This is a genomic window from Leifsonia sp. L25, assembly GCF_050632895.1.
The window spans coordinates 726,287-747,013 of the sequence record NZ_JBODRZ010000004.1 but is presented as its reverse complement, the minus strand read 5'-3'; the positions used below and the strand labels follow the sequence as shown (position 1 = coordinate 747,013).

The following is a 20,727-nucleotide window of genomic DNA, read 5'->3' as shown; positions in this document are numbered from 1 at the left end:
CGACCCCACCGTCAGCGCCATCCCGCCCCACGGCGGCGGGAGGAGCGAGGCACCTAGCAGCGTGCCCCCCACTACGAGAGCCATTGTGGCGAAGTAGGCGAAGTGCCGAGGCCGCACCGACATCAGAAGCCTTTGCAACTCTGGGAGATCCCCGCCGCCGCAAATGCACTGGTCACGACCCAGGCTGTGACGCCGGCAGGCGGGAACCACACCAGTGCGACCGCCGCTCCACCCAGCGCAAGGATGCATCCGCTCTTCCAGGTGACCTTTGCGGTTGCACCGCCACGGTAGACGAGGCTGAGCGACTGAACCATGCGGCCGTTGATGTACTTCTGGAGGTAGCTCCCCTTGCAGTTCGTCAGGTTCTCGTTTGGCCTCATGAAATAGCTGCTGCCGTTCGCGTTCACGCAGTTGTACGAGTACACCCCAGTCGTCGTCGGATCAGCGACGACGGGGAAGGCAGTGTGCTCCGTGAAGTCGACGGCCTGCGTGAGCGTGTTACCGCGCACTTCGTAGTGTGTCGGCACGGCTTGGCCTCTGGCATCCTTCGCCCATGCCTCCCCGAAGACGCGCAGCGGCGCGCCGTCCGCAGCGACCACCGCAACAGTACCGTTCACGTCTTGGGTGAGTGATGCTCCATCGGGCACGTCGATCGGGTAGTCGTACCGATTTGGAGCGCTCGCGTTGTCGATCACGGTGTTGATCTGCACGGCACCATCCGCCTTGATGAGCGGGACGGTGGTCGAGCCGTTCTTGTTGTCGTACGCCACCACGCCCGGAAGCTGAGAACCCGTTGCGTCGGACGCCTGCTGGGCAAACGGCAACCCGATCTGAACCGAGTCTCCGAGCGAGAGGCCGTGGGCAGGGTCGACCGGGACGTCCACCCTGCCGCCCTCAAAAGTTGCCGCCGCGGCGGCGTCGCTGTCGCGACTCACCGTTGCAAGGCCGGAGAACGACTCCGGCACGACGCCTTGGATCGCGGCCACCGCATCCACTGCGTTGAGTTCCTCCGCGTCCGGCGCAGCGACCCCGGTCAGGCTAGCCCCAACGATGCAGACTCCTGCCAGATTTGCAGCCGACATCAAAACTCGAGATCTCTTCACGAAGGTCTCCTTCCGTTCAACGACGAACGAAGTGGACAGATGTCCGTCACCCGACAGGCCGGAACGGCCGCAGTCCACACTGACGGTCGTGCTCCACACACAAGGGCGGCGCCCTCTACTGATTCAGACTTCGAGGCCACCCGAATATGACGCGGATCCGAGCAGGTTCTTCCAAACGCCCCAGCGAGCTCGAGTCGCCGACAGGGAGGCAACGTGGAGCGAGAGGTCTCCGCAAGAACCAACTGGTACACTCCCAGCATCGATATCCGAACGTAGCGTTCTGATATCGAACAGCATTGACTTACGACGAAGTGAGGATCCCGTGCAGTTCCACCACCACGGATACGTCTCCGGCGACCCGCGCATCCATGAGCCCTCCGGAGCCGGAATAGACCGCCCGGACGAGCTCCCCGACGAGGCCGACGTGCTCATCGTCGGCTCCGGCCCCGCCGGCATGATCGCAGCGGCGCAGCTCGCCCAGTTCCCCGGGATCGTCACGCGGCTCGTCGAGCGCCGCCCCGGCCGGCTCGCCATCGGGCAGGCGGACGGCATCCAGGCCCGCAGCGTCGAGACGTTCCAGGCGTTCGGATTCGCCGAGCGGATCATCGCCGAGGCGTACCGGATCACGGAGATGGCCTTCTGGAAGCCGGACCCGGCCGACCCGTCGCGCATCGTCCGCACCGCGCGCCCCGTCGACGACCCGACCGGGGTCAGCGAGTTCCCGCACCTCATCGTCAACCAGGCGCGCGTGCTCGACTACTTCGCCGAGGTCGCCGCGAATGCGCCCGCGCGGCTGACGCCCGACTACGGGTACGAGTTCGTACGGCTGCAGGTCGGCGACGGCGAGCATCCCGTGGCCGTCACCCTGCGCCGCACGGCCGGGCCGGACGAAGGAGCCGAGCGCGTCATCCACGCGAAGTACGTCGTCGGCGCCGACGGCGCCCGCAGCAAGGTCCGCGAGTCGATCGGCTGCCACCTCGCCGGCGACCAGGCCAACCACGCCTGGGGTGTCATGGACGCACTGGCCGTGACCGACTTCCCGGACATCCGCACCAAGTGCTCCATCCAATCGGAGGCGGGGAACATCCTGCTCATCCCGCGCGAGGGCGGCTTCCTGTTCCGGATGTACGTCGACCTCGGCGAGGTCGCGCCCGACGACAAGGGTGCGGTGCGCTCCACCACCATCGAGCAGATCATCGCCAAGGCGAACGACATCCTGCACCCGTACACGCTGGACGTGCGGAACGTCGCTTGGCACAGCGTCTACGAGGTCGGTCACCGGCTCACCGACCGCTTCGACGACGTGCTGCCGGAGGAGCTCGGGATGCGCACCCCGCGCGTGTTCATCACCGGCGACGCCTGCCACACGCACAGCGCGAAGGCCGGCCAGGGCATGAACGTCTCGATGCAGGACGGCTTCAACATCGGCTGGAAGCTCGGCCACGTGCTCGACGGCCGTGCTCCGGAGTCGCTGCTCGCCACCTACTCGGCCGAGCGTCAGGTGGTCGCCAAGGATCTCATCGACTTCGACAAGCAGTGGTCGACCCTGATGGCGAAGAAGCCGGAGGAGTTCGCCAGCCCCTCCGAGCTCGAGGACTTCTACGTGCGCACCGCCGAGTTCCCCGCCGGGTTCATGACGCAGTACACGCCGTCGCTCATCGTCGGCGAGGCATCCCATCAGGAGCTGGCATCCGGGTTCCCGACCGGGAAGCGGTTCAAGTCGGCCCCGGTCGAGCGCGTGTGCGACGGCAACCCGGTGCACTTGGGACATCATGCGCGCGCCGACGGACGGTGGCGCATCTACGTGTTCGCCGACGCGGCGGCCGCGGGAGATAACTCGCCGGTCGCCGAGCTGGCCGAGTGGATGTCGTCCTCGCCCGAGTCGCCACTCGCCGCGACCCCGGAGGGCGCCGACCCCGACGCCTGGTTCGACGTGAAGGTGATCTACCAGCAGGACCACACACGGGTGGACCTCGGCGTCGTGCCGCGACTGTTCCTCCCCACGTGGGACCGTTCGGCCTCATCGACTACGAGAAGGTCTACGCCGCCAGCCCGGTCGACGACATCTTCGCCGAGCGCGGTATCGACCGCGGCGGCGCGATCGTCGTCGTGCGACCCGACCAGTACGTCGCGAACGTGCTGCCGCTCACCGCCACGGACGAGCTGGCGGCCTTCTTCCGGCCCATCCTGCGGGCGGAGGCGCTGACCGCTAGCGTCCGGCAGCATCCTCATCGAGGGTGTGGGGGACGGGGGTGGGGCGCCTGGTCAGCGCAGCTCCGCCTCGACGGCGTCCGCCGCGGCCCGAAGCCGCGCGCCGATCGCTGCAGCGTCGACGCCGTTCGCAGACGCAGACCACGGCGAGCGCCGCGACGGGCCGACCCGGCGCGGACACCGGGACGGCGATCGACGCCAGCCCGGCGATGACCCGTCGTGGCCTCCGTCGCGGCGCGTTCGCGGGCGAGTAGGCCTGTCGCGCTCGCGTGCTCCCGGGCAGTGCGCGCCACTGCGCTTCGGTCAGCGTCGACTGGATCGCGATACCGGAGAGCCCCCGACGCGAGCGGATGCCGCGTGCCCGGCCGCTGGGCGACCGTGGCATGCGCGTGCGACGGCTCGACGGTCACGAGCGTCACGACGTCGTGGCGGTCGAGCACCGCGAGGAACGCCGTCATCGTCAGCTCGTTCGCGACAGCGGTCAGCTGCGGCAGCGCGGCTGACCTGCAGGTCGCGGGACACGGCGCGGGCGAGCGACGCCATGCGCGGGCCGAGCTCGACGGCGCCTGAAGCGTCCCGCACCACCAGCCCGTGATCCTCGAAGTGCGCAGGATGCGGTAGGCGATCGACCGGTGCAGGCCCAGGCGCGACGCGATGGCCTGGATGGTCAGCGGTTCACCGGCCTCGGCGAGCAGTTCCAGCATCCGGATGCCGCGCGACAGCGTCTGCAGCGGGGGCGCGCCGGTTCCGGCGCCGTCGTCGGAGCGGGGCATGTGTTCGATTATAGAAACCCTGGCGGGCGGCGGCGCCGAAGGCGTCAGGCGGACAGGGTCTCCCGCGTGTTGACCACATCCACCCGCGCGTCGATGAACGAGTGGACGCTCTCCTGGATGTGGAACTGCGTGTGCGACAGGCGCGCCTCTCGCGAGCGCAGAAGCACCCGGGCGGCCGCGCGCCGGGACTGCAGGCGGCCGATCGCGACGGTCGCCCCGACGAGCACGGCGACGGCCAGCGCCATCGCGACACCGTCGACGACGGCCGACCAGGCGGGCGTCACCGCACCGACGGCCAGGAGCCAGCCGCCGGCGACGACGGCGAGCGAAGCGCCCGCGGTCCAGAGGGTCGGGCGAGCGAGGCGGAGCGGATGCGCGGCGAGCAGGGCGCGCGCTTCGGCGGCGGCGCGCTCCTGCTGGCGACGGCGCTGCCTTCGCCCAGTGCAGGTCGCGCTCGTGACGGCGGGCGAGCAGCTGGGCCCGGTCGTGGGCATGGTTGTAGGAAGAGGTGTGCACGATACGTCCTTTGCAGCGTTCTGGGTCTTCCTGCGGAACGGGTTTCGGGTCCGTCCTGCAGGGCTCAAGGGAGTAACTCGGGGTGTGACAACCGCGAGCATAGCCAGAAAGACCGTTCTGTGGGGTCATTTGGAGGACAAGCGGCTGTCCCCCATTTCGGGGCGACACGCGGGCCGTGCACATCGCGCTGTTAGGGTGTGCTTTCCGGCGCCGTGCGGGAAGGGAGCGGATGCGCAAGCCGATCATCGTCACCTCCGTCGTGCTGGCCGTGGCGATCGTCGCCGGTGCGGCGGCCCTCGGACTCGCGCGCCGCGGGGCTGCGCCGGCCGCCGCGCCGTCACCGACGCCGTCCACGAGTACGACCGCGACCCCGACCGGTGATGCGTCGCGGGCGTTCGCATCCACCCGGCTGTACCTCGACCCGAACACCGAGGCCGCCGCCGCGGCCGCCCGATTCGAGCAGCAGGGCGACACGGCCTCCTCCCTCATCGCCGGGCGGATCGCCGACATCCCTACCGCGGTCTGGCTCGGCGAGTGGTTCCAGGGTGACCGCCTGGTGACCGAATTGCGCAACGACGTCGCCGACGCTCGCGCACAGCAGGCGACACCGGTGTTCGTGGCGTACGCCATCCCGAACCGCGACTGCGGCGGCTACTCGAAGGGCGGCCTCGCGCCGGACCAGTACCTGCCGTGGATGCGCACCATCGCATCCACTCTCCGCGGCAGCCACGCGGTGGTGCTGCTCGAGCCCGACTCGCTGGGGATGCTCGCCGACAAGAAGTGCGACGGATCCGCCGAGGTACGACTGCCCCTGCTCAAGGCCTCGGTCGGCATCCTCGAGGGGGCGGGCATCGCGACCTATCTCGACGGCGGCAACGCGCGCTGGCTCTCCCCTCGGCCCAGGCGGCCTGGCTGGAGAAGGCCGGAGTGCAGGGAGCGCACGGCTTCTTCACGAACGTCTCCAACTTCGACACGACCTCGCGTGAGCGCGACTACGCCGGGCGCCTGTCGTCGAAGGTGGGCTGGAAGCACTACGTCATCGACGTCTCCCGCAACGCCAACGGCTGGACCGGCACCTGGTGCAACCCTCCCGGCGCGAAACCTCGGCGAGGACCCGAAGGTGACGGAGGGCACGGAAGGCAAGCTGGATGCGCTGCTCTGGGTGAAGCACCCGGGCGTCAGCGACGGCACCTGCAACGGCGGCCCTGCCGCGGGTGTGGTGGCAGGCGGGGGCCGAGGCGCTGGTCGACGGGCGGAAAGGGTGACCGCGGACGCCTGCAGCCGGCTCGCGGAGGCGTGCTCGCGGGTCGCGGCCCGGACGTCGACTCCGGGCGAGTTCCTCCGGCGGCTCGGGCACGAGGCGGCCGGCGTGCGGCGCGGTCCGCTCTGGCCGGTCGATGCCGGCCGCGGCGGATCGAACCGGATCCGCGGCCGGGGCTTCCGCCGCCACGTCGACGACGGCACCGACGGTCAGGCTCGGCACTTCGCCGGCATCGTGGCCGTCGCGGCGCGGATCGGCGCGCCCGCGACGCGCTGGCTCTCCATCCACGTGGGCCGGGATGCGCCCGATACCGCCGACGGACGCCTCACCGACCACGCGCTCGACTTCGTGCGCCTGGTGCGCTCCGGCGAGCTGGCGCCGGCGGACGCGGAGGGCTGGGTGCGCACCACCATCTGCGGGCAGGGCAGCGGCCTCACCGCGCGCTGACCGCCGAAGCCGACCCGTCGGTCAGGCGGAGATCGTCGTGAAGTCGGTGTAGTGCGCGAGCCGCGGCAGTTCGGCCGTGATCGCCGACTCGTGGCCCCCGACCACGATCACACGCGCACCAGAGGCGATCCCGGCGGCGAGACCCGCCTCCGCGTCCTCGAACACGACGCACTCGGAGATGGGCACCCCGAGTCGCTCGGCAGCGAGGAGGTAGGCCTGCGGATCGGGCTTGCCGCGCTCGACATCCTCGGCCGCGACGAGGACCTCGGGTACCGGAACGCCTGCGGCGCGCAAGCGGGTGATGGCGAGCTCCCGGGGTGCGCTGGTCACCACTGCGACCGACGCGCCATCCGCCACCAGCCGCGAAACCAGCGCGGCCGCACCGGGCACCTCGACGATGCCGTCGGTGCGCGTCAGCTCCTCCGCGACCAACTCGCGGAGCAACTCCGCGCGCTCGCCCTCGCTCAGGTCGGGGAGGAAGTGCGCGATGGTGTCGGCAGCCTGTCGTCCGTGCGCGAAGGCGAGCATCGCGGCCGGATCGATGCCGTGCCGCTCGCAGAACGCCGTCCACACCTGCTCGACGACCGCGGTCGAGTCGACGAGCGTGCCGTCCATGTCGAACAGGAACCCGGCTGCTGCGATCTCATCCACCCTCCGAGCTTAGGAGACCGGCGCGGCGGCGACTAGACCGGGTAGTCTAGGCGGACTGGTATTCACATATGAATGGATAGTTGTGCACTTGAATCCCGAGCGGTGGCCGCGCAGCGCGGCGACTCCGGCGCTCGTCGCGGTTCTCGCGACGAGCGAGGTGGCGCTGTCTGCGTGCTCGGCGCTCGTGAACCAGCAGCTGTCGACGGAGGGGAACTCGGCGAACCAGCGGAAGGTCGCGGTTCAGCTGGAGGTGCTCGAATGACGGCCAGTATGGGGAGCCGCCATCATGTGCCGAGGCCTCGCGTCGTTGCTCACGGCCCTCGCGCTCATCGCGGCAACGACAGCGGGCCTGACCGCCTGCTCGCCCTACGGAGGAATGGTGAACAAGCAGCTATCGACCGAGGGAAATCTGGCTAATCAGCGGAAGGTCGCGCTGGATCTGATTCGGGGGTACCCGAATCCGGACCTCGAAACCATCCGGTTCGTCAACGAGGGCCATATCGATGGTAGCGGCGCCTGGGGGGCCAGCGCCGTCGTAACGGTCGCGGGGAAGGAATACCACGAATTACTGGACACGCTGGTATCAAGCGGAGACGGGCTGCCCCCGGTGGCCCCGCACTCGACCCCGCCATCCGTAACCGTGATCTACAGCGATGGCACATCCGAGGTGCTCGAGTGACGGCCAGGGCGCCGGGACGCCTCGTACTCGGAAGATCACAATGATGCTCGCGGCCCTCGCGCTCATCGCGGCAACGACAGCGGGCACGACCGCCTGCTCGCTCTACGGAGGAATGGTGAACAAGCAGCTATCGACCGAAAGGAACCTGGCCAACCAGCGTAGGGTCGCGCTGCAGTTCGTGCAGGACTATCCAAACCCGCAAATTGAAGCAATCACGTTCGCGGACGAGGGCCACGTCGACGGCAGCGGCGCTTGGGGAGCGAGCGCGTATGTCACGGTGGACGGCAAGCGTTATGAGGAGATCCTCGGGACGTTTCTGTCTGGAGGCGATGCGCTGCCGACAATCGCTCCCGGCGCACCGCCGCCCCACAGTGTCACCGTTGTCTACAGCGACGGCAGCTCCGAGGTGCTGAGTTGACCACCGACGAGGATTATGCGGAGATCGCACAGGCGGCCTACAACGTCGACCCCAAGTGGCGGAAATTGCCCTGGAAAGAGAACCACAGATTCCCACCCGGAAACCCGCGCTTCATCATCCTCAACGACCCTGCCCCGTCAGCGATCCGGTCACGGGTCTGCAGGGCATCGCGGTGGCGCCGCTGGTCAACGGCGAACCCGACTACGGGCACGTCTTCGTCGCCTTCGCGGGGACCAATCCCGCCGACCACGCCGATCTGAACGCAGACTCGCAGGAGGTCATGGCCGGCAAGTCTGTCGGGGGACGCAGGCGGCCGAGGCCAAGGAGTATGCGAAGAAGGTTCGATCGCGCGTGCTCGCGAAGCACCCCGAGGCCACCTTCGACACGGTCGGACATTCCCTGGGGGGCCACGTAGCCACGCTCGTCGCCTCCGATCTCCACTGGTCCTCGACGACCTTCAACTCCCCCGACCCGTGGGATGCGATGTCCCCGGAGCAGCGCGAGTGGCTGACGAAGGAGATCGCCGCCGGCAGGAACCCCTTCCGCAACTTCGTAAACGAGTGGGACCCGATCGGCAATTCGCGCGGCAACACGTCGGGCACGGCCATCTTCGTGCACGGACTGCCGGGGCAGGACCCGCTTCAGTATCACAACCTGGATACCGGATTCCATTTCACGGACGGCCGGATCACGGACATCACGAAGACCGGGCGGAGCAGGCTGGAGATCACCGAGAACCTGCTGCAGGGGTGCCACCGGCGTACCGCACGGCCGTCGCGGCGGGCGTCTCCGGAGCCATGACGGTGCTGCGGAATCCGTTGGTCGGCGAGTCGGTCGGTAGGTCCGTGTCGGCGATGCTCGTCGCGATGGATACGCTCGCGGCGGCCTCCCTGGCGTCCTCGATCTTCAGCACGTCCGATCTGCTGACGCAGGTGAAGTCGGTGAACAGCTCCCTGGTCCCGCAGCTGCAGGTCAGCCTCGACGATGCCTGTCGCGCCGTCTCCGGGATTCCTTACATCACGGCGACGGATATCGAGAACTGTGTGATCACCGAGCGCCTGCGCGTCTCGGACAACATCGACGAGCACGCGGTCACCGCGGTGAACCGCCTGGTGGACGACCACGTCGCCACCGTGCACAGGTTGACCGCCGGCATCGGCGCCGCCATGAGCAACGCGGTCGAGCAGGACGCACGGTGGGCGTCGATCTTCGCCGGGCGATAGGGGAAAGGAGTAGGACATGTCCGACTACGGATGGGGCCAGGCCGAACAGGCCTGGGACAACCTGGCGAGCGTGATCGAGGGAATCGGCAAGGGTCTCGACGACCTGGTTCACGGAGCGCAGGAGGCGATCGATGAGCTGGTGCACAACGCCGCGGTGGGGCTCCTGCACGCCCTCCTTCCGCCGATGGTCCACGGCAAGAACGCCATGGTCCGCTCCGGCGCGTGGGTGAGGACGGAAGCCCTCACCGCCGAAATCCTCCTCGCTTTGGGAAGCGCCAAAGCGAACAACGCGCTCCTCGCCGGCCTGGTCGCCGGGAAGGTGGATGAGGGCGTCGACCACATCCTGTCGCATTCGGACTACACCCACGGAGTGAACAGCATCACATGACCGAGTACTCATCGCTCCGTGAGCTGGAGGACGCCCAGGACCAAGCGGTCGTCGTCGCGCGGCGCCGCCTCGAGAGGGCCGAGGAAGGCGTCGCGTACTACCGCTCGCAGATGGCCCGCATGCAGGAGGACTTCCACGCGCTCGCCGCGCGCGAGGGAGCGGCAGACGATCCCGGCTTCCGCGCCGCGCTGCACCGCGTCTCGGACATCACCGAGGCCGAGGTCTGGGAGGCGAACCGCGCCGTCGCCCGACTCGAGGAAGACCTCGACGAGCTGAGGACGCAGCAGTACACAGAACCGCGAGCTCTTCCTCGAGCGACAGCGCGACGCGAGGTAGCGGAGGGGCCCATCCCACCTGACCCCTCCGCCGATTAGACAGCGACTCCCGTCACACGAGCGCCGCGCTGAAACGCGCGGGGCGGAACGTGTCGAGCAGCGGCGACTTCTCGCCGGTGAGGATCTCGCGGGCGAGCAGTTCGCCGGCGATGAGCCCCAGCGTCGCACCGCTGTGCGTGAAGGCGACGAAGTAGCCGGAGATCTGCTCCAGCTCGCCGAGCACGGGCTCGCCGTCGCCCGGGATGGGCTTGCCGCCGGTGCCGAAGCCGTCCAGCTCGAGCGCCGGGTTGCCGGCGAGGACGCGAGACGCCTCCTCCAGCAGGCGCTCCAGGATGCCGTCGGGAACCGTGATGCTGCCGTCGTCCCCGACGACGAGCGCTTCCTCCGACCACGCCGAGTCGAGCGCCAGGGCGCCGGTCGGCGTCGGGCGGACCGCGACGTTCGGCGTGTTCAGCACCGCCGTCAGCTCGGTGTCGATGGGCTTCGTCCAGACCAGCAGCGCGGCGGGGCTGCCGTCCTCGATGCGGACACCGTGCTGGGCGACCTGCGCAGGGACACCCGGGCCCGTCGCGAGGAGGACCGCGTCCGCCTCGAACCGGCGACCGTCCGGCGTGACCGCACCGACGGCGCGGCCGTCCTCCACGAGGACCTCGACGTGGCCGGCGTCCGCGATCAGCCGGCCACCGCGCGCGGTGAACTCCTCAGCGAGGTGGGCGATGAGCGACGGCAGGTCGACCCATCCCTCGCCCGGGTTGAAGATGGCGCCCTCCTCGGCGATCGCGGCCGGGTCGACGCCGGGCGTCACGTCGGCCACCTGGTCGGCGGTCACCCACTGGGCGTCGTAGCCGATGGCGCGCTCGTGCTCGAGGATCGGACGGAACGACTCGCCCTCCGGAGCCCAGGTCAGGCCGCCGTCGAAGCGCAGGAACGCCGAGACGTCCTCTCGGGCCGCGAGGGTGCGGTAGCGATCGATGCCGAGCTGACGCAGGGCGTGGTACTCCGGCGAGCGCAGACCCGCGGTGTTCAGCCAGGAGAGCGAGCGCCCGCTCGCGCCGCCGGCCAGCTCGCCCTCGGTGAGCAGCGTCACCTCGGCCCCGGCGCGGACCAGCTGCGTGGCGGTGGACACGCCCAGCACGCCGCCGCCGATGACGACGACGCGGGAACGGATGGATGGTGCAGTCATGGTGCTCACTTTCGGTTCTGAGTGTGGATGGTGTCGATCAGTTCGAGGACCGCGAGGCTGTCCCGCGGTTCGACCGGCAGCGGCGTGCCGTCCCGGAGGGAGGCCGCGAGCCGGCGGTAGAAGTCGGCGTAGTCGCCGGGTGCCAGCGGCACCTCGTCCGGGTGCGCGTCGGTGCCCAGCCGTGCCGGGGAGGTGGCGCGGCCGAGGCGCGCGTCGCCGGGGCGCATGCCGCCCGCGAGCTGACCCTCCTGCGGGTCGAGCCCCCACGAGACGAATCCGGAGCGTGAGCCGAGCACGCGGAATCGCGGGCCCGAGATGGGCGCGACGGCGCTCATCCACAGGTGGCTCGTCGTCCCGCTGCCGTGCTCGAGCACGACGAACGCGTCGTCGTCGGCGGCACCGCCGCGCCGGGTGCGGACCTCCGCGTGGGCGACGGCCGCGGGTCCGAACAGCAGGAGCGCCTGGTCGATCAGGTGAGCTCCGAGGTCGAACAGGATGCCGCCGCCCTCCGCCGCTCCTGTCGTGGACTTCCACGAGTCGTCGGCGGACGGCTTCCACCATTCGAACCGGGACTCGAAGCGCCGGATGTCGCCGAGCGCTCCGTCGCCGACCACGCGGCGGAGGGTGAGGAAGTCGCCGTCCCACCGGCGGTTCTGGAACACCGTGAAGGGCACGCGCGCCGCCTCTGCGCGCTCGATGAGGGCACGCCCCGAGCCGGAGTCCGGCGCGAACGGCTTGTCGACGACCGTCGGCAGCCCGGCATCCACCGCGGCCGTCGCGTGGCCGACGTGCAGCGGCGTCGGCGAGGCGACGACGACCAGGTCGACCCCCTGTGTGGCGAGCAGCGCATCCACGTCGGGCAGCGCTACCGCGGAGGGGTGGTCGGCGGCGAGCCGGTCGGCCTGCGACGTGACGACCGCCGTCAGCTCGAACGCGGGATCCGCCGCGAGGAACGGCGCGTGGAACACCCGCCCGGCGACGCCGTACCCGATGAGGCCGACGCGGAGCGGCTGCGCGCTCACAGCACCTCCGACAGGAAGCGCTGCAGGCGGGGGCTCTGCGGCCGGTCGAACAGGTCGTCCGGTCGCCCGGCCTCCACGACGCGTCCCTCGTCCATGAAGACCACCTGGTCGGCGACCTTGCGGGCGAAGTTCATCTCGTGCGTGACGACGACCATGGTCATCCCCGGCGACCGAGATCGGCCATGAGGTTGAGCACGCCCTTGACGAGCTCCGGGTCGAGGGCGCTGGTGACCTCGTCGAAGAGCATCACCTCCGGCTCCATCGCGAGCGCGCGGGCGATCGCGACGCGCTGCTGCTGGCCACCGGAGAGGTCGCGCGGACGGTGGTCCATGCGCTCCCCAGGCCTACTTCGTGGAGCCGCTCCTCGGCGACGCGTTGCGCTTCCGCCTTCGACATCCGCTTCACGCTCCGCAGCGCGAGCATGACGTTCTGCAGCGCCGTGTGGTCCGGGAAGAGGTTGAAGTGCTGGAAGACCAGGCCGATCCTGCGGCGGAGCGCGTCGGGCTTGGTGCCCAGGATGCTCTGGCCGTCGAGCCGCACGTCGCCGCTCTTCGGCTCGTGGAGGCGGTTGATGCCGCGCAGCATGGTCGACTTGCCCGAGCCGGACGGTCCGATGACGCAGGTCGTGCTACCCGGCGCCACCGAGATCGACACGCCGCGCAGCACGTCGATGTCGCCGTAGGCCATCGTCAGGTCGACGAGGTCGAGCGCCGAGCCGCGGAAGTCCGGGGTGGTCTGGGCGGGGAGAGGCGAGGTGTAGGTCATGTGTTGCTCCCGAGGGTGAGGGCGGCCGGAGGCTGGACCTCGTCCAGCTCGTCCAGTCCGCTCTTCGGCGGCGCCGGCTTGCGGCGCCCGGTGCGGAACCGGTTGTCGAAGTAGTTGACGAGGTGCGTGAGCGGCACGGTGATGACCAGATAGAACAGTCCGGCGAGCACCAGCGGCGACAGGTTGCCGGTCAGCACGGCCGCATCCTGACCCACTCGGAACAGCTCGCGCTCGCCCACCAGCAGGCCGAGGAAGTACACGAGGCTCGAGTCCTTCACGATGGCGATGAACTGGTTGACCAGAGCGGGCAGCACCCGGCGGACGCCTTGCGGCACGACGACCAGGCGCATCGCCTTGCCGTAGCTGAGGCCGAGCGCGCGGCACGCCTCCAGCTGACCGCGGTCGACGCTCTGGATGCCGGCGCGGAAGATCTCGCCGATGTACGCGGCCGCGATGAGCGACAGCGCCAGGATGCCGAGCGGATACGGCGACGGTCCGAAGATCGACTGCGAGAAGCGCGCGAAGCCCTGGCCGATGAGCAGGATGGTGAGGATCGCCGGCAGGCCGCGGAACACGTCCGTGTAGACGCGGGCGGGGATGCGCAGCCAGCGGGAGGTGGAGATCCCCATGACGGCGACCACCATGCCGAGCACGACGCCGATGACGGTCGCCGCGATCGAGATGATCAGCGTGTTGACGAGTCCGACGCCCAGCAGCTGCGGGAAGACCTGCAGCATGGAGGGGATGTCGAAGAAGGTGTGCGTGATGGTGGTGAGCCAGTCCATGGGGATCTCCGTGCGGCCGTCCTACTTGGACGGGGTGGGGGTCGAATCCTGCTCCGCCTTCGGCAGGTACTGCTTCGGCATCGGCGAGCCCGGGAACCACTTCTGGTAGAGCTTCTTCCAGGTGCCGTCCTCCATCGCCGCGTGCAGCGCCTTGTCGAGCGCGCTCTTCAGGGCGGGGTTGCCCTTGGCGATGGCGAAGCCGGCGGGCGCATCGAACGAGGGGATGTCGTCGGCGTCCTTGAGGGACGGGTACTGCGCGACGTAGCTCTTCGCCGCCTCGTAGTCGAGGAAGTGCGCATCCACCGAGCCGCTGTTGAGGGCGGAGACGGCGGCGTTGTTGTCCGGGAACCGGACGAGGTTCGCCTTCGGGAAGTTCTTCACCGCGTACGACTCCTGCAGCGTGCCCTGCACGACGCCGAGGCGCTTGCCGGCGAGGTCGGCCTTCGAGTCGATGCCCGACGTCTTCGTCGTGAGCACCGTCAGGTAGCCGGCGAGGTAGCCGTCCGAGAAGTCGACCGTCTTCTTGCGCTCGTCGGTGATGCCGATGGCGGCGACGCCGACGTCGAACTGGTGGTTCGCGACCGCGGCGAGCAGGCCCGAGAAGTCCTGTCCGGTGAAGACGGCCTTGCCGAGGTGCGCGCGCTTGGCGACGTCGGTGAACAGCTCCACGTCGAAGCCGGTGAAGTCGCCGCTCGCGTCGGTGAACGTGTACGGCTTCGCGTCGCCGAGGCTCGCGACGCGGACGGTGCCCGCCTCGATGAGGCCGTACGGGTTGTCTTTGGTGGAGGCGCCCGAGGCGCCGCCCGAACTGCAGGCGGCGAGGACGAGGGCGGCGGAGGCCGCTGCGGCCAGCAGACCGGCCGGCCGGAGGAGAGTGCGTCGTTTCACTGCGGGGTCCAATCGTCGGGGGATGGTGCGGCGAGAAACGTGGCGTGCGATCCTCGTCGATCTGTGGTTGCTGAGACCGGTCTCTGTCGTTTAGCCTGAGACCGGTCTCAGTTGGTTTTCTGGGACGCTACAACACGTTTCCCGGGTTCGTCAAACGGGAAGCGAGAAAAGGAAGGGTCCACCGATGTCCCCACGCCCCGCGTCCCGCCGCGCCGTCACGGTGGCCGACATCGCCAAAGCGGCGAAGGTCTCGAAGGCCACTGCGGCCCGCGCGCTGGGCGACTACGGGCAGGTGAGCGAGGCGGTGCGCTCGCGTGTGCTCGCCGCGGCCGAGGAGCTGAACTACCGGCCGAACGCGCTCGCGAGGTCGATGAACACGGGCCGCTCGAACACGATCGGGGTCGTCGTCGGCGACATCGAGAACCCGTTCTTCGCGCACGCCATGCGTGGGATCTCCGACGTCGCCAGCAAGGCCGGTTACGACGTCATCCTGACCAACTCCGACGAGGACGTGGATGCGGAGCAGGCCGCCGTCGACGTCCTGCTCGACAAGCAGGTCGACGCCCTCATCGTGGCGCCGGCGTCCTCCGCCCGCGTCGCACACCTGGCGGCCGCGCCGGCGGCGGGACGTCCGCTCGTGCTGCTCGACCGCCGCGCCGACGGGGAGCACTACGACTCCGTCACGGTGGACAACCGGTCGGCGGCCGCCCGCGCGACCGCGGAGTTGCTCGCCGAAGGCCACCGGCGCATCGCGTTCATCTCCACGCACGACCACCCCGCGCAGGCCTACACCCCCGGGGATCGCATCACCATGTCGAGCGTGGCGGATCGTGTGGACGGCGTGATGGAGGCGCTCACCGACGCAGGCATCCCGTCACCCGAGAGCCACATCCGCCTCGACGCCCGCCGGCGCGGAGTGGAGGCGGTGGCGCGCGAACTCCTGACCGGCGACGACCCCGTCACCGCCGTCATCGCCTCGGACAGCCTGATCGGGATGACCGTGCTCCAGACCATCCGGTCGCTCGGCCTGGGGGTGCCCGACGACGTGTCGCTGATCACCTTCGACAACCCCGAGTGGACGCGCATCACCACGCCCCCGCTGACCGTCGTCGAGCAGCCGATCTACGAGCTCGGCGCTGCAGCCGCCCGCCTGGCGCTGCAGCGCATCCACGGCGAGCGCGTGGATGAGGAGGCCGTCGTCTTCGACGCGCAACTGGTGCGCCGCGCCTCCGTCGGTCCCGTGCCATCCCCCGCCCGCGTCGCCTCCGCCTGAGCCGCTCGCCTTGTCGGAGATTTGTGCCAAATCGCGGTTATCGCGACGCCATAACCGCGATTTGGCACAAATCTCACCGAAGGGATGCGCTAGCGACCGGTCTCGCGTGCGGATTGCGCCGCGCGCAGGTCGCTGAGCGCGCGATCGGTCTCGCGCGTGACGCTTCCGCCGCGCGCCTGGATCGCCGCCGGCAGCCAGTCGCTGAGCACGAACCGCCGCGGCGTCCGCGCCCGGTCGCCCGTGCGGGCCGGTCGGCCGACCCAGCCGTGTTCCATTCCCTGTGTCCATGTCGCGTTTGCCATGACACCAACGTTACGAACGTAAATATCCGGACACGAGGTGGCTTTCGGTCTATCCTCGTAAAGATTCCGCCACTACACTGGCGGGCATGATCCGATCCGTGGCGGTCCCCCTCATCGACGACTTCGCCATGTTCGAATTCGGCGTCGTCTGCGAGGTCTTCGGCCTCGACCGCAGCTACGCCGGCCTCGAGCCCTTCGACTTCCGCGTCTGCGCGATCGACCCCGGGAAGCCGGTGACGAATCCGACCGGCGTCACCCTCACCGCGCCGTACGGCCTCGAGGCGATGGACGACGCCGACCTGATCGCCGTCCCCGCCGCCACCGTGCGCGACGAGTACCCCGAGGAGTTCCTGGATGCGCTCCGCCGCGCCTACGACCGGGGCGCGATCCTGCTCAGCGTCTGCTCCGGCGCCTTCGCCCTGGGCGCCGCCGGTCTCCTCGACGGCCGGGACTGCACGACGCACTGGCGCTACTCCGCCGAGCTGCAGCGCCGGTTCCCGGAGGCCCGGGTCGACCCCGATGTCCTGTTCGTGGACGACGGCCGCCTGATCACCAGCGCTGGGACCTCCGCGGGCATCGACGCCAGCCTCCACCTCGTGCGCCGCGAGCTCGGCAGTGCCGTCGCCAACACCATCGCCCGCAACATGGTCGTCCCCCGCAGCGCGACGACGGCCAGCGGCAGTACATCGACAAGCCGGTCAGCGACTGCACGGACGACACCTTCAGCGAGCTGCTCGACCACCTGACCGACCGCCTCGACGAGCCGCACAGCGTCAGCAGCCTGGCCGAGCGGGTCCACATGTCGACGCGCAGCTTCGCGCGGCGGTTCGTCGCCGAGACCGGCGTGCCGCCGATGCAGTGGCTGACCACCCAGCGCGTGCTGCACGCCCGGCTCCTGCTGGAGACGACGGATCTTCCCATCGACGAGGTGGCCCGCCGCTGCGGCTTCGGCAGCGCGACGCTGCTGCGCCATCACTTCGACGCCGAGGTGGGCGTGCCGCCGACCCGCTACCGCGCGGCCTTCGCCCGCACGTGATGGCGCGGGGCGAGGTCGTCGCCCCGGTAGTGGCGGAGCAGACGCCGATTACGCACGGCCACGTCCACGCAGATCGCGACGGTGATCACCCCGCAGACGACGACGCCCCAGGCCCGCGGGTTCTCGCCCTGGGTCGGGATGGCGACGGCCACCGCGACGGTCGCGAGGAGGGCGAGTGCCGCCAGGACGGCGCCGACGGCGGCGCGGCGCCACGCGCGCGCACGATCCGTCCGGTCTCCCATGGACCGGAAACTACTCCGCCGCGCCGGTTAACGAAAGATGAATCTCAGGCGACGGATGCGGCTGTCCGGGCATGACGAAGCCCCCGCCCACGTGGACCCGGGCGGGGGCTTCGTGGCTCGCCGGTCGTCAGTCCTTGAATGCGTCCTTGATCTTCTCGCCGGCCTGCTTGACGTCGGCCTTGGCCTGGTCGCCCTTGCCCTCGGCCTCGAGGCGCTCGTTGTCGGTCGCCTTGCCCGCGGCCTCCTTGGCGCTGCCGCCGAGCTTCTCGCCGGCGTTCTCGATCTTGTCGTCGAGTCCCATGAGGTCCCCTTTCGTGGTCCGGTTCGGATACCCCATAGACGGTCCCACCGTTCGGTGTGGCGGTCTACCCCCGCGCCACCACGTCACACCGCATGCTCAGTCGAGGCGGTCGCGGCGACCATACGGGCGCCCGGCGTTGCCGGCAACGTCTATGCGGTCGACCGCGTCGCGCATCCGGTGCAGCAAGGCGATGACGATAGGTCACCGAGAAACGAGGAGGTCTAGTGTCTGGCCGCTATGCGTTCGGGCTCGGGCATCACCAGCAGGCCGTTCGGGCGGTGGGTGCCGTCCATCAAGGCCTCCAGCCAGTCGCGATTGAGCGGCTCGATCGTCGACTCGTCGTACCGGAAGCGGATCGGCAGACCGTTGTCGACCCAGATCGCCTCGCGCCCGCCGTCGCCGTCCGGCACCCAGCTCAGGGCGAAGCTCTCGCGCCGGCGCAGTTTCGTGGTGATGACGACCTGGAGGTGCGCCAGCATCCGATCCCCGAAGGGGTAGTCGGTGCCTCCGTAGCTGAGCACGCCCATCCCGGTCACTCCCCTCTTCTCCGACGGCTCGTACGTCGGATATGTAGTTAGTCTATCCATATTGCTTGCTTGTCTAGCAATCGCAGGCTCGCGCGAATTCAAGGCCTACTGGCGCCCGATGCGCTCCCGCACAATGAGGCTGTGAGCACCTACCGCCTTCAGATCTCCCCCTCCTTCACTCTGCGCGATGCGATGCAGGTGCTCGACCACATCCAGCGGCTCGGCGCGGACTGGGTCTACCTGTCGCCGTTGCTCGAAGCCGAGCCGGGATCGATGCACGGCTACGACGTCGTCGACCACAGCCGGGTGGATGCGTCCCGCGGCGGCCCGGAGGCCCTTCGGGAGTTCGCCGACGCCGCCCACGAGCGCGGCTTGAAGGTGCTCGTCGACATCGTCCCCAACCACATGGGCGTCGCCACGCCCGCCGTCAACCCGTGGTGGTGGGACCTGCTGACGCACGGGCGCCGGTCGCGCTATGCGCCGTACTTCGACATCGACTGGGAGTTCGGCCACGGGAAACTGCGGCTCCCGATCCTCGGTGACGGCGCCGACGAGTTGGATGCGCTGCGCATCGAAGACGGCGAGCTCCGGTACTACGACCACCGGTTCCCGATCGCGCCGGGCACCGGCGACGGCAGCCCGCGCGAGGTCCACGACCGCCAGGACTACGAGCTCATGTCGTGGCGCCGCGCGGACGCCGAGCTGAACTACCGCCGGTTCTTCGCGGTCACCACCCTCGCGGGCCTCCGGGTCGAGGATCAGCAGGTCTTCGACGACACCCACCGCGAGATCGGCCGCTGGCTGCGCGAGGGCATCGCGGACGGCCTCCGCGTCGACCACCCCGACGGCCTGCGCGACCCGGGGCAGTACCTGGAGCGTCTGCGCGCCCTCGCCGGCGATGCGCCGATCTGGGTGGAGAAGATCATCGAGGGCGACGAGCGGATGCCCGACTGGCCCGTGCAGGGCACCACCGGCTACGACGCCCTCGGCGTCATCGACCGGGTCTTCATCGACCCCGCCGGCGAGGGGCCGCTGACCGCGCTCGCGGGCGAGACCGACGACCGGGAGGAGAACCAGGACTGGACGGAGCTGATCCACCGTCGCAAGCGGGCGGTCGCCGACGGCATCCTGCGCTCGGAGGTCCTGCGCGTCGTCCGCGAGCTGGGCGAGGGCACCGACGAGGAGACCGCGGATGCCGTGGCCGAGCTGGCGGCGTGGTTCCCGGTGTACCGCAGCTACCTCCCGTTCGGCGCCGAGTACCTCGAGGAGGCGCGCCTCGCCGCCGCGGAATCGCGGCCCGACCTCGTCCCGGTCATCGCCCGCATCACCGATCGGCTGGGCGACCGCTTCGAGCAGACGACCGGCGCGATCATGGCGAAGGGTGTCGAGGACAACGCCTTCTACCGCTTCACCCGGTTGGTCTCGCTGACGGAGGTCGGCGGCGACCCGTCCGAGTTCGCCCTCTCGCCGGAGGAGTTCCACCGGCGGCAGGAGGACCGCCTGCGACGCCTCCCCGAGTCGATGACCGTGCTCTCCACCCACGACACCAAGCGCGGCGAGGACACCCGCGCCCGGATCGCCGTGCTCGCCGAGCTGCCGGGGCGCTTCGAGCGGTTCCTGCGCACGGTGCGCGAACGCGTCAGCGTCGGCGACGCGTCGCTGGAGAGCCTGCTCTGGCAGTCCGTCCTTGGCGCCTGGCCGGCCTCCCGTGAGCGCCTGCAGGGCTACGCCCTGAAGGCGGCGAGGAGGCGGGCGCGTCCACCGCCTGGACCGACCCGGACGAGGAGTTCGAGACCCGCATGGCCGCCGCGATCGACGCCGCCTTCGACGACGAACGGGTGCGCGCCGAGGTCGAAGCCCTCGCCGCGGTGATCGAGGCGCCCGGCGCCGTCAACGGCCTCGGCGCGAAGCTGCTGCAGCTGCTGTCGCCGGGGCGCCCGGACGTGTACCAGGGCTCCGAGCGCTGGGAGCGGTCGCTGGTCGACCCGGACAACCGCCGCCCTGTCGAGTTCGACGCCGCCGCAGCCCTGCTCGCCCACATCGACGAGGGCTGGCTGCCCGAGATCGACTCGTCGGGCGCGGCCAAGGTGCTTGTCACGTCGCGTGCCCTGCGGCTGCTGCGGGACCGCCCGGAGTTGTTCACCGGCTACCGCCCGGTCTACGCGGAGGGGTCGCGCGCCGGCCACCTCGTCGGCTTCGACCGCGGCGGCGCGATCGCGCTGGCGACCCGCCTGCCCGTCGGCCTCTCCGCGACCGGCGGCTGGGCGGACACCACCATCGACCTCGGGGAGGAACCCATGCGCGACGAGCTCACCGGCCGCGAGCATCGCGGACGCGTGCCGCTCGCCACCGTCTTCGAGCGGTACCCGGTCGCACTGCTGGCGGTCGTCCGATGACG

General features: G+C 69.9%; 20 protein-coding genes and 6 pseudogenes. 13 read left to right on the top strand and 13 right to left on the bottom strand.

All coding sequences use genetic code 11. The features are described from left to right. Window positions 1–122 precede the first annotated feature (122 nt). Complete coding sequence (locus ACRAWC_RS25135; RefSeq protein ID WP_431349919.1) at window positions 123–1,103, bottom strand: hypothetical protein; 981 nt, start codon at window positions 1,101–1,103, stop codon at window positions 123–125. Between the two features lie 322 nt (window positions 1,104–1,425). Here ACRAWC_RS25135 and ACRAWC_RS25130 point away from each other — a divergent pair. Beyond that, window positions 1,426–3,299: pseudogene (locus ACRAWC_RS25130) on the top strand (FAD-binding monooxygenase); the annotation flags it as partial. A gap of 69 nt (window positions 3,300–3,368) precedes the next feature. Here ACRAWC_RS25130 and ACRAWC_RS25125 read toward each other — a convergent pair. Together ACRAWC_RS25125 and ACRAWC_RS25120 are read right to left on the bottom strand one after the other, a co-directional pair. Beyond that, a pseudogene (locus ACRAWC_RS25125) lies at window positions 3,369–4,018 on the bottom strand (IclR family transcriptional regulator). 113 nt (window positions 4,019–4,131) lie between these two features. Then, window positions 4,132–4,581, bottom strand: coding sequence for a hypothetical protein (locus ACRAWC_RS25120; protein WP_431349918.1), 450 nt, complete (start codon window positions 4,579–4,581; stop codon window positions 4,132–4,134). A 251-nt stretch (window positions 4,582–4,832) separates the two neighbouring features. Here ACRAWC_RS25120 and ACRAWC_RS25115 point away from each other — a divergent pair. After that, a pseudogene (locus tag ACRAWC_RS25115) lies at window positions 4,833–5,435 on the top strand (glycoside hydrolase family 6 protein); the annotation flags it as partial. Continuing rightward, a complete protein-coding gene (locus tag ACRAWC_RS25110; RefSeq protein ID WP_431349993.1) occupies window positions 5,384–6,352 on the top strand; it encodes a glycoside hydrolase family 6 protein in 969 nt (322 codons plus the stop codon). The pseudogene ACRAWC_RS25115 and the gene ACRAWC_RS25110, both read left to right, overlap by 52 nt. On the opposite strand, the gene ACRAWC_RS25105 is transcribed toward ACRAWC_RS25110, so the two are convergent. Further along, a complete protein-coding gene (locus ACRAWC_RS25105) occupies window positions 6,333–6,962 on the bottom strand; it encodes an HAD-IA family hydrolase (RefSeq protein WP_431246296.1) in 630 nt (209 codons plus the stop codon). The two genes, ACRAWC_RS25110 and ACRAWC_RS25105, sit on opposite strands and share 20 nt — an antisense overlap. 88 nt (window positions 6,963–7,050) lie before the next feature. Here ACRAWC_RS25105 and ACRAWC_RS25100 point away from each other — a divergent pair, with 88 nt between their 5' ends. The 7 genes from ACRAWC_RS25100 (at window position 7,051) to ACRAWC_RS25070 (ending at window position 10,044) form a co-directional block, all read left to right on the top strand. Then, window positions 7,051–7,224, top strand: a complete 174-nt coding sequence (locus ACRAWC_RS25100) for a hypothetical protein (protein ID WP_431246295.1) — start codon at window positions 7,051–7,053, stop codon at window positions 7,222–7,224. 114 nt (window positions 7,225–7,338) lie between these two features. Beyond that, window positions 7,339–7,641: a hypothetical protein gene (locus ACRAWC_RS25095; protein ID WP_431349917.1), complete on the top strand. Its 303-nt coding sequence runs from the start codon at window positions 7,339–7,341 to the stop codon at window positions 7,639–7,641. A gap of 40 nt (window positions 7,642–7,681) precedes the next feature. Beyond that, window positions 7,682–8,059: a hypothetical protein gene (locus ACRAWC_RS25090; RefSeq protein WP_431246293.1), complete on the top strand. Its 378-nt coding sequence runs from the start codon at window positions 7,682–7,684 to the stop codon at window positions 8,057–8,059. A gap of 15 nt (window positions 8,060–8,074) precedes the next feature. Beyond that, window positions 8,075–8,860: a lipase family protein gene (locus ACRAWC_RS25085; RefSeq protein ID WP_431349916.1), complete on the top strand. Its 786-nt coding sequence runs from the start codon at window positions 8,075–8,077 to the stop codon at window positions 8,858–8,860. 65 nt (window positions 8,861–8,925) lie between these two features. Continuing rightward, window positions 8,926–9,282: a hypothetical protein gene (locus tag ACRAWC_RS25080; protein WP_431349915.1), complete on the top strand. Its 357-nt coding sequence runs from the start codon at window positions 8,926–8,928 to the stop codon at window positions 9,280–9,282. 16 nt (window positions 9,283–9,298) lie between these two features. Then, window positions 9,299–9,670 carry a hypothetical protein gene (locus tag ACRAWC_RS25075; RefSeq protein ID WP_431246291.1) on the top strand — a complete coding sequence of 124 codons (372 nt, stop codon included), beginning with the start codon at window positions 9,299–9,301 and terminating at the stop codon, window positions 9,668–9,670. Next, window positions 9,667–10,044 carry a hypothetical protein gene (locus tag ACRAWC_RS25070; RefSeq protein WP_431349914.1) on the top strand — a complete coding sequence of 126 codons (378 nt, stop codon included), beginning with the start codon at window positions 9,667–9,669 and terminating at the stop codon, window positions 10,042–10,044. The genes ACRAWC_RS25075 and ACRAWC_RS25070 overlap by 4 nt, the downstream gene beginning before the upstream one ends. 13 nt (window positions 10,045–10,057) lie before the next feature. On the opposite strand, the gene ACRAWC_RS25065 is transcribed toward ACRAWC_RS25070, so the two are convergent. The 5 genes and pseudogenes from ACRAWC_RS25065 to ACRAWC_RS25045 form a co-directional block, all read right to left on the bottom strand. After that, window positions 10,058–11,188 carry an NAD(P)/FAD-dependent oxidoreductase gene (locus tag ACRAWC_RS25065; protein ID WP_431246289.1) on the bottom strand — a complete coding sequence of 377 codons (1,131 nt, stop codon included), beginning with the start codon at window positions 11,186–11,188 and terminating at the stop codon, window positions 10,058–10,060. A 5-nt stretch (window positions 11,189–11,193) separates the two neighbouring features. After that, window positions 11,194–12,210: a Gfo/Idh/MocA family protein gene (locus ACRAWC_RS25060; RefSeq protein ID WP_431246288.1), complete on the bottom strand. Its 1,017-nt coding sequence runs from the start codon at window positions 12,208–12,210 to the stop codon at window positions 11,194–11,196. Continuing rightward, window positions 12,207–12,975, bottom strand: a pseudogene (locus tag ACRAWC_RS25055) (amino acid ABC transporter ATP-binding protein). Before ACRAWC_RS25055 ends, ACRAWC_RS25060 begins: the two are co-directional and overlap by 4 nt. After that, a complete protein-coding gene (locus ACRAWC_RS25050) occupies window positions 12,972–13,760 on the bottom strand; it encodes an amino acid ABC transporter permease (protein ID WP_431219783.1) in 789 nt (262 codons plus the stop codon). The pseudogene ACRAWC_RS25055 and the gene ACRAWC_RS25050 overlap by 4 nt, the downstream one beginning before the upstream one ends. A gap of 21 nt (window positions 13,761–13,781) precedes the next feature. Beyond that, complete coding sequence (locus tag ACRAWC_RS25045; RefSeq protein ID WP_431219782.1) at window positions 13,782–14,648, bottom strand: ABC transporter substrate-binding protein; 867 nt, start codon at window positions 14,646–14,648, stop codon at window positions 13,782–13,784. A gap of 184 nt (window positions 14,649–14,832) precedes the next feature. On the opposite strand from ACRAWC_RS25045, the gene ACRAWC_RS25040 reads away from it, so the two are divergent. After that, window positions 14,833–15,921 (top strand): LacI family DNA-binding transcriptional regulator, encoded by a 1,089-nt coding sequence (locus tag ACRAWC_RS25040; RefSeq protein ID WP_431246286.1) that lies wholly within the window; start codon window positions 14,833–14,835, stop codon window positions 15,919–15,921. Between the two features lie 89 nt (window positions 15,922–16,010). Here the strand turns inward: ACRAWC_RS25040 and ACRAWC_RS25035 are convergent, their stop codons facing one another. Continuing rightward, window positions 16,011–16,223, bottom strand: coding sequence for a hypothetical protein (locus ACRAWC_RS25035; RefSeq protein WP_431246285.1), 213 nt, complete (start codon window positions 16,221–16,223; stop codon window positions 16,011–16,013). Between the two features lie 86 nt (window positions 16,224–16,309). Between ACRAWC_RS25035 and ACRAWC_RS25030 the strand changes: the two are divergent. Then, a pseudogene (locus ACRAWC_RS25030) lies at window positions 16,310–17,259 on the top strand (GlxA family transcriptional regulator). Here ACRAWC_RS25030 and ACRAWC_RS25025 read toward each other — a convergent pair. The 3 genes from ACRAWC_RS25025 to ACRAWC_RS25015 form a co-directional block, all read right to left on the bottom strand. After that, a complete protein-coding gene (locus tag ACRAWC_RS25025; protein ID WP_431219779.1) occupies window positions 17,232–17,501 on the bottom strand; it encodes a hypothetical protein in 270 nt (89 codons plus the stop codon). The pseudogene ACRAWC_RS25030 and the gene ACRAWC_RS25025 overlap by 28 nt on opposite strands. Window positions 17,502–17,628: 127 nt before the next feature. After that, a complete protein-coding gene (locus ACRAWC_RS25020; protein ID WP_431219778.1) occupies window positions 17,629–17,802 on the bottom strand; it encodes a CsbD family protein in 174 nt (57 codons plus the stop codon). A 221-nt stretch (window positions 17,803–18,023) separates the two neighbouring features. Further along, on the bottom strand, window positions 18,024–18,329 hold the full coding sequence (locus tag ACRAWC_RS25015) for a hypothetical protein (protein WP_431247908.1): 306 nt from the start codon (window positions 18,327–18,329) through the stop codon (window positions 18,024–18,026). 192 nt (window positions 18,330–18,521) lie between these two features. Between ACRAWC_RS25015 and treY the strand changes: the two are divergent. After that, window positions 18,522–20,725, top strand: a pseudogene (gene treY / locus ACRAWC_RS25010) (malto-oligosyltrehalose synthase). Window positions 20,726–20,727 lie beyond the last annotated feature (2 nt).

Bases quoted from the DNA above. Each gene is read 5' to 3' on its own strand.
- ACRAWC_RS25120 (WP_431349918.1), bottom strand. From the start codon at position 4,581: ATGCCCACGACCGGGCCCAGCTGCTCGCCCGCCGTCACGAGCGCGACC.
- ACRAWC_RS25095 (WP_431349917.1), top strand. From the start codon at position 7,339: ATGGTGAACAAGCAGCTATCGACCGAGGGAAATCTGGCTAATCAGCGG.
- ACRAWC_RS25090 (WP_431246293.1), top strand. From the start codon at position 7,682: ATGATGCTCGCGGCCCTCGCGCTCATCGCGGCAACGACAGCGGGCACG.
- ACRAWC_RS25085 (WP_431349916.1), top strand. From the start codon at position 8,075: ATGCGGAGATCGCACAGGCGGCCTACAACGTCGACCCCAAGTGGCGGA.
- ACRAWC_RS25080 (WP_431349915.1), top strand. From the start codon at position 8,926: ATGGATACGCTCGCGGCGGCCTCCCTGGCGTCCTCGATCTTCAGCACG.
- ACRAWC_RS25075 (WP_431246291.1), top strand. From the start codon at position 9,299: ATGTCCGACTACGGATGGGGCCAGGCCGAACAGGCCTGGGACAACCTG.
- ACRAWC_RS25070 (WP_431349914.1), top strand. From the start codon at position 9,667: ATGACCGAGTACTCATCGCTCCGTGAGCTGGAGGACGCCCAGGACCAA.
- ACRAWC_RS25065 (WP_431246289.1), bottom strand. From the start codon at position 11,188: ATGACTGCACCATCCATCCGTTCCCGCGTCGTCGTCATCGGCGGCGGC.
- ACRAWC_RS25050 (WP_431219783.1), bottom strand. From the start codon at position 13,760: ATGGACTGGCTCACCACCATCACGCACACCTTCTTCGACATCCCCTCC.
- ACRAWC_RS25040 (WP_431246286.1), top strand. From the start codon at position 14,833: ATGTCCCCACGCCCCGCGTCCCGCCGCGCCGTCACGGTGGCCGACATC.
- ACRAWC_RS25035 (WP_431246285.1), bottom strand. From the start codon at position 16,223: ATGGCAAACGCGACATGGACACAGGGAATGGAACACGGCTGGGTCGGC.
- ACRAWC_RS25025 (WP_431219779.1), bottom strand. From the start codon at position 17,501: ATGGGAGACCGGACGGATCGTGCGCGCGCGTGGCGCCGCGCCGCCGTC.
- ACRAWC_RS25020 (WP_431219778.1), bottom strand. From the start codon at position 17,802: ATGGGACTCGACGACAAGATCGAGAACGCCGGCGAGAAGCTCGGCGGC.
- ACRAWC_RS25015 (WP_431247908.1), bottom strand. From the start codon at position 18,329: ATGGGCGTGCTCAGCTACGGAGGCACCGACTACCCCTTCGGGGATCGG.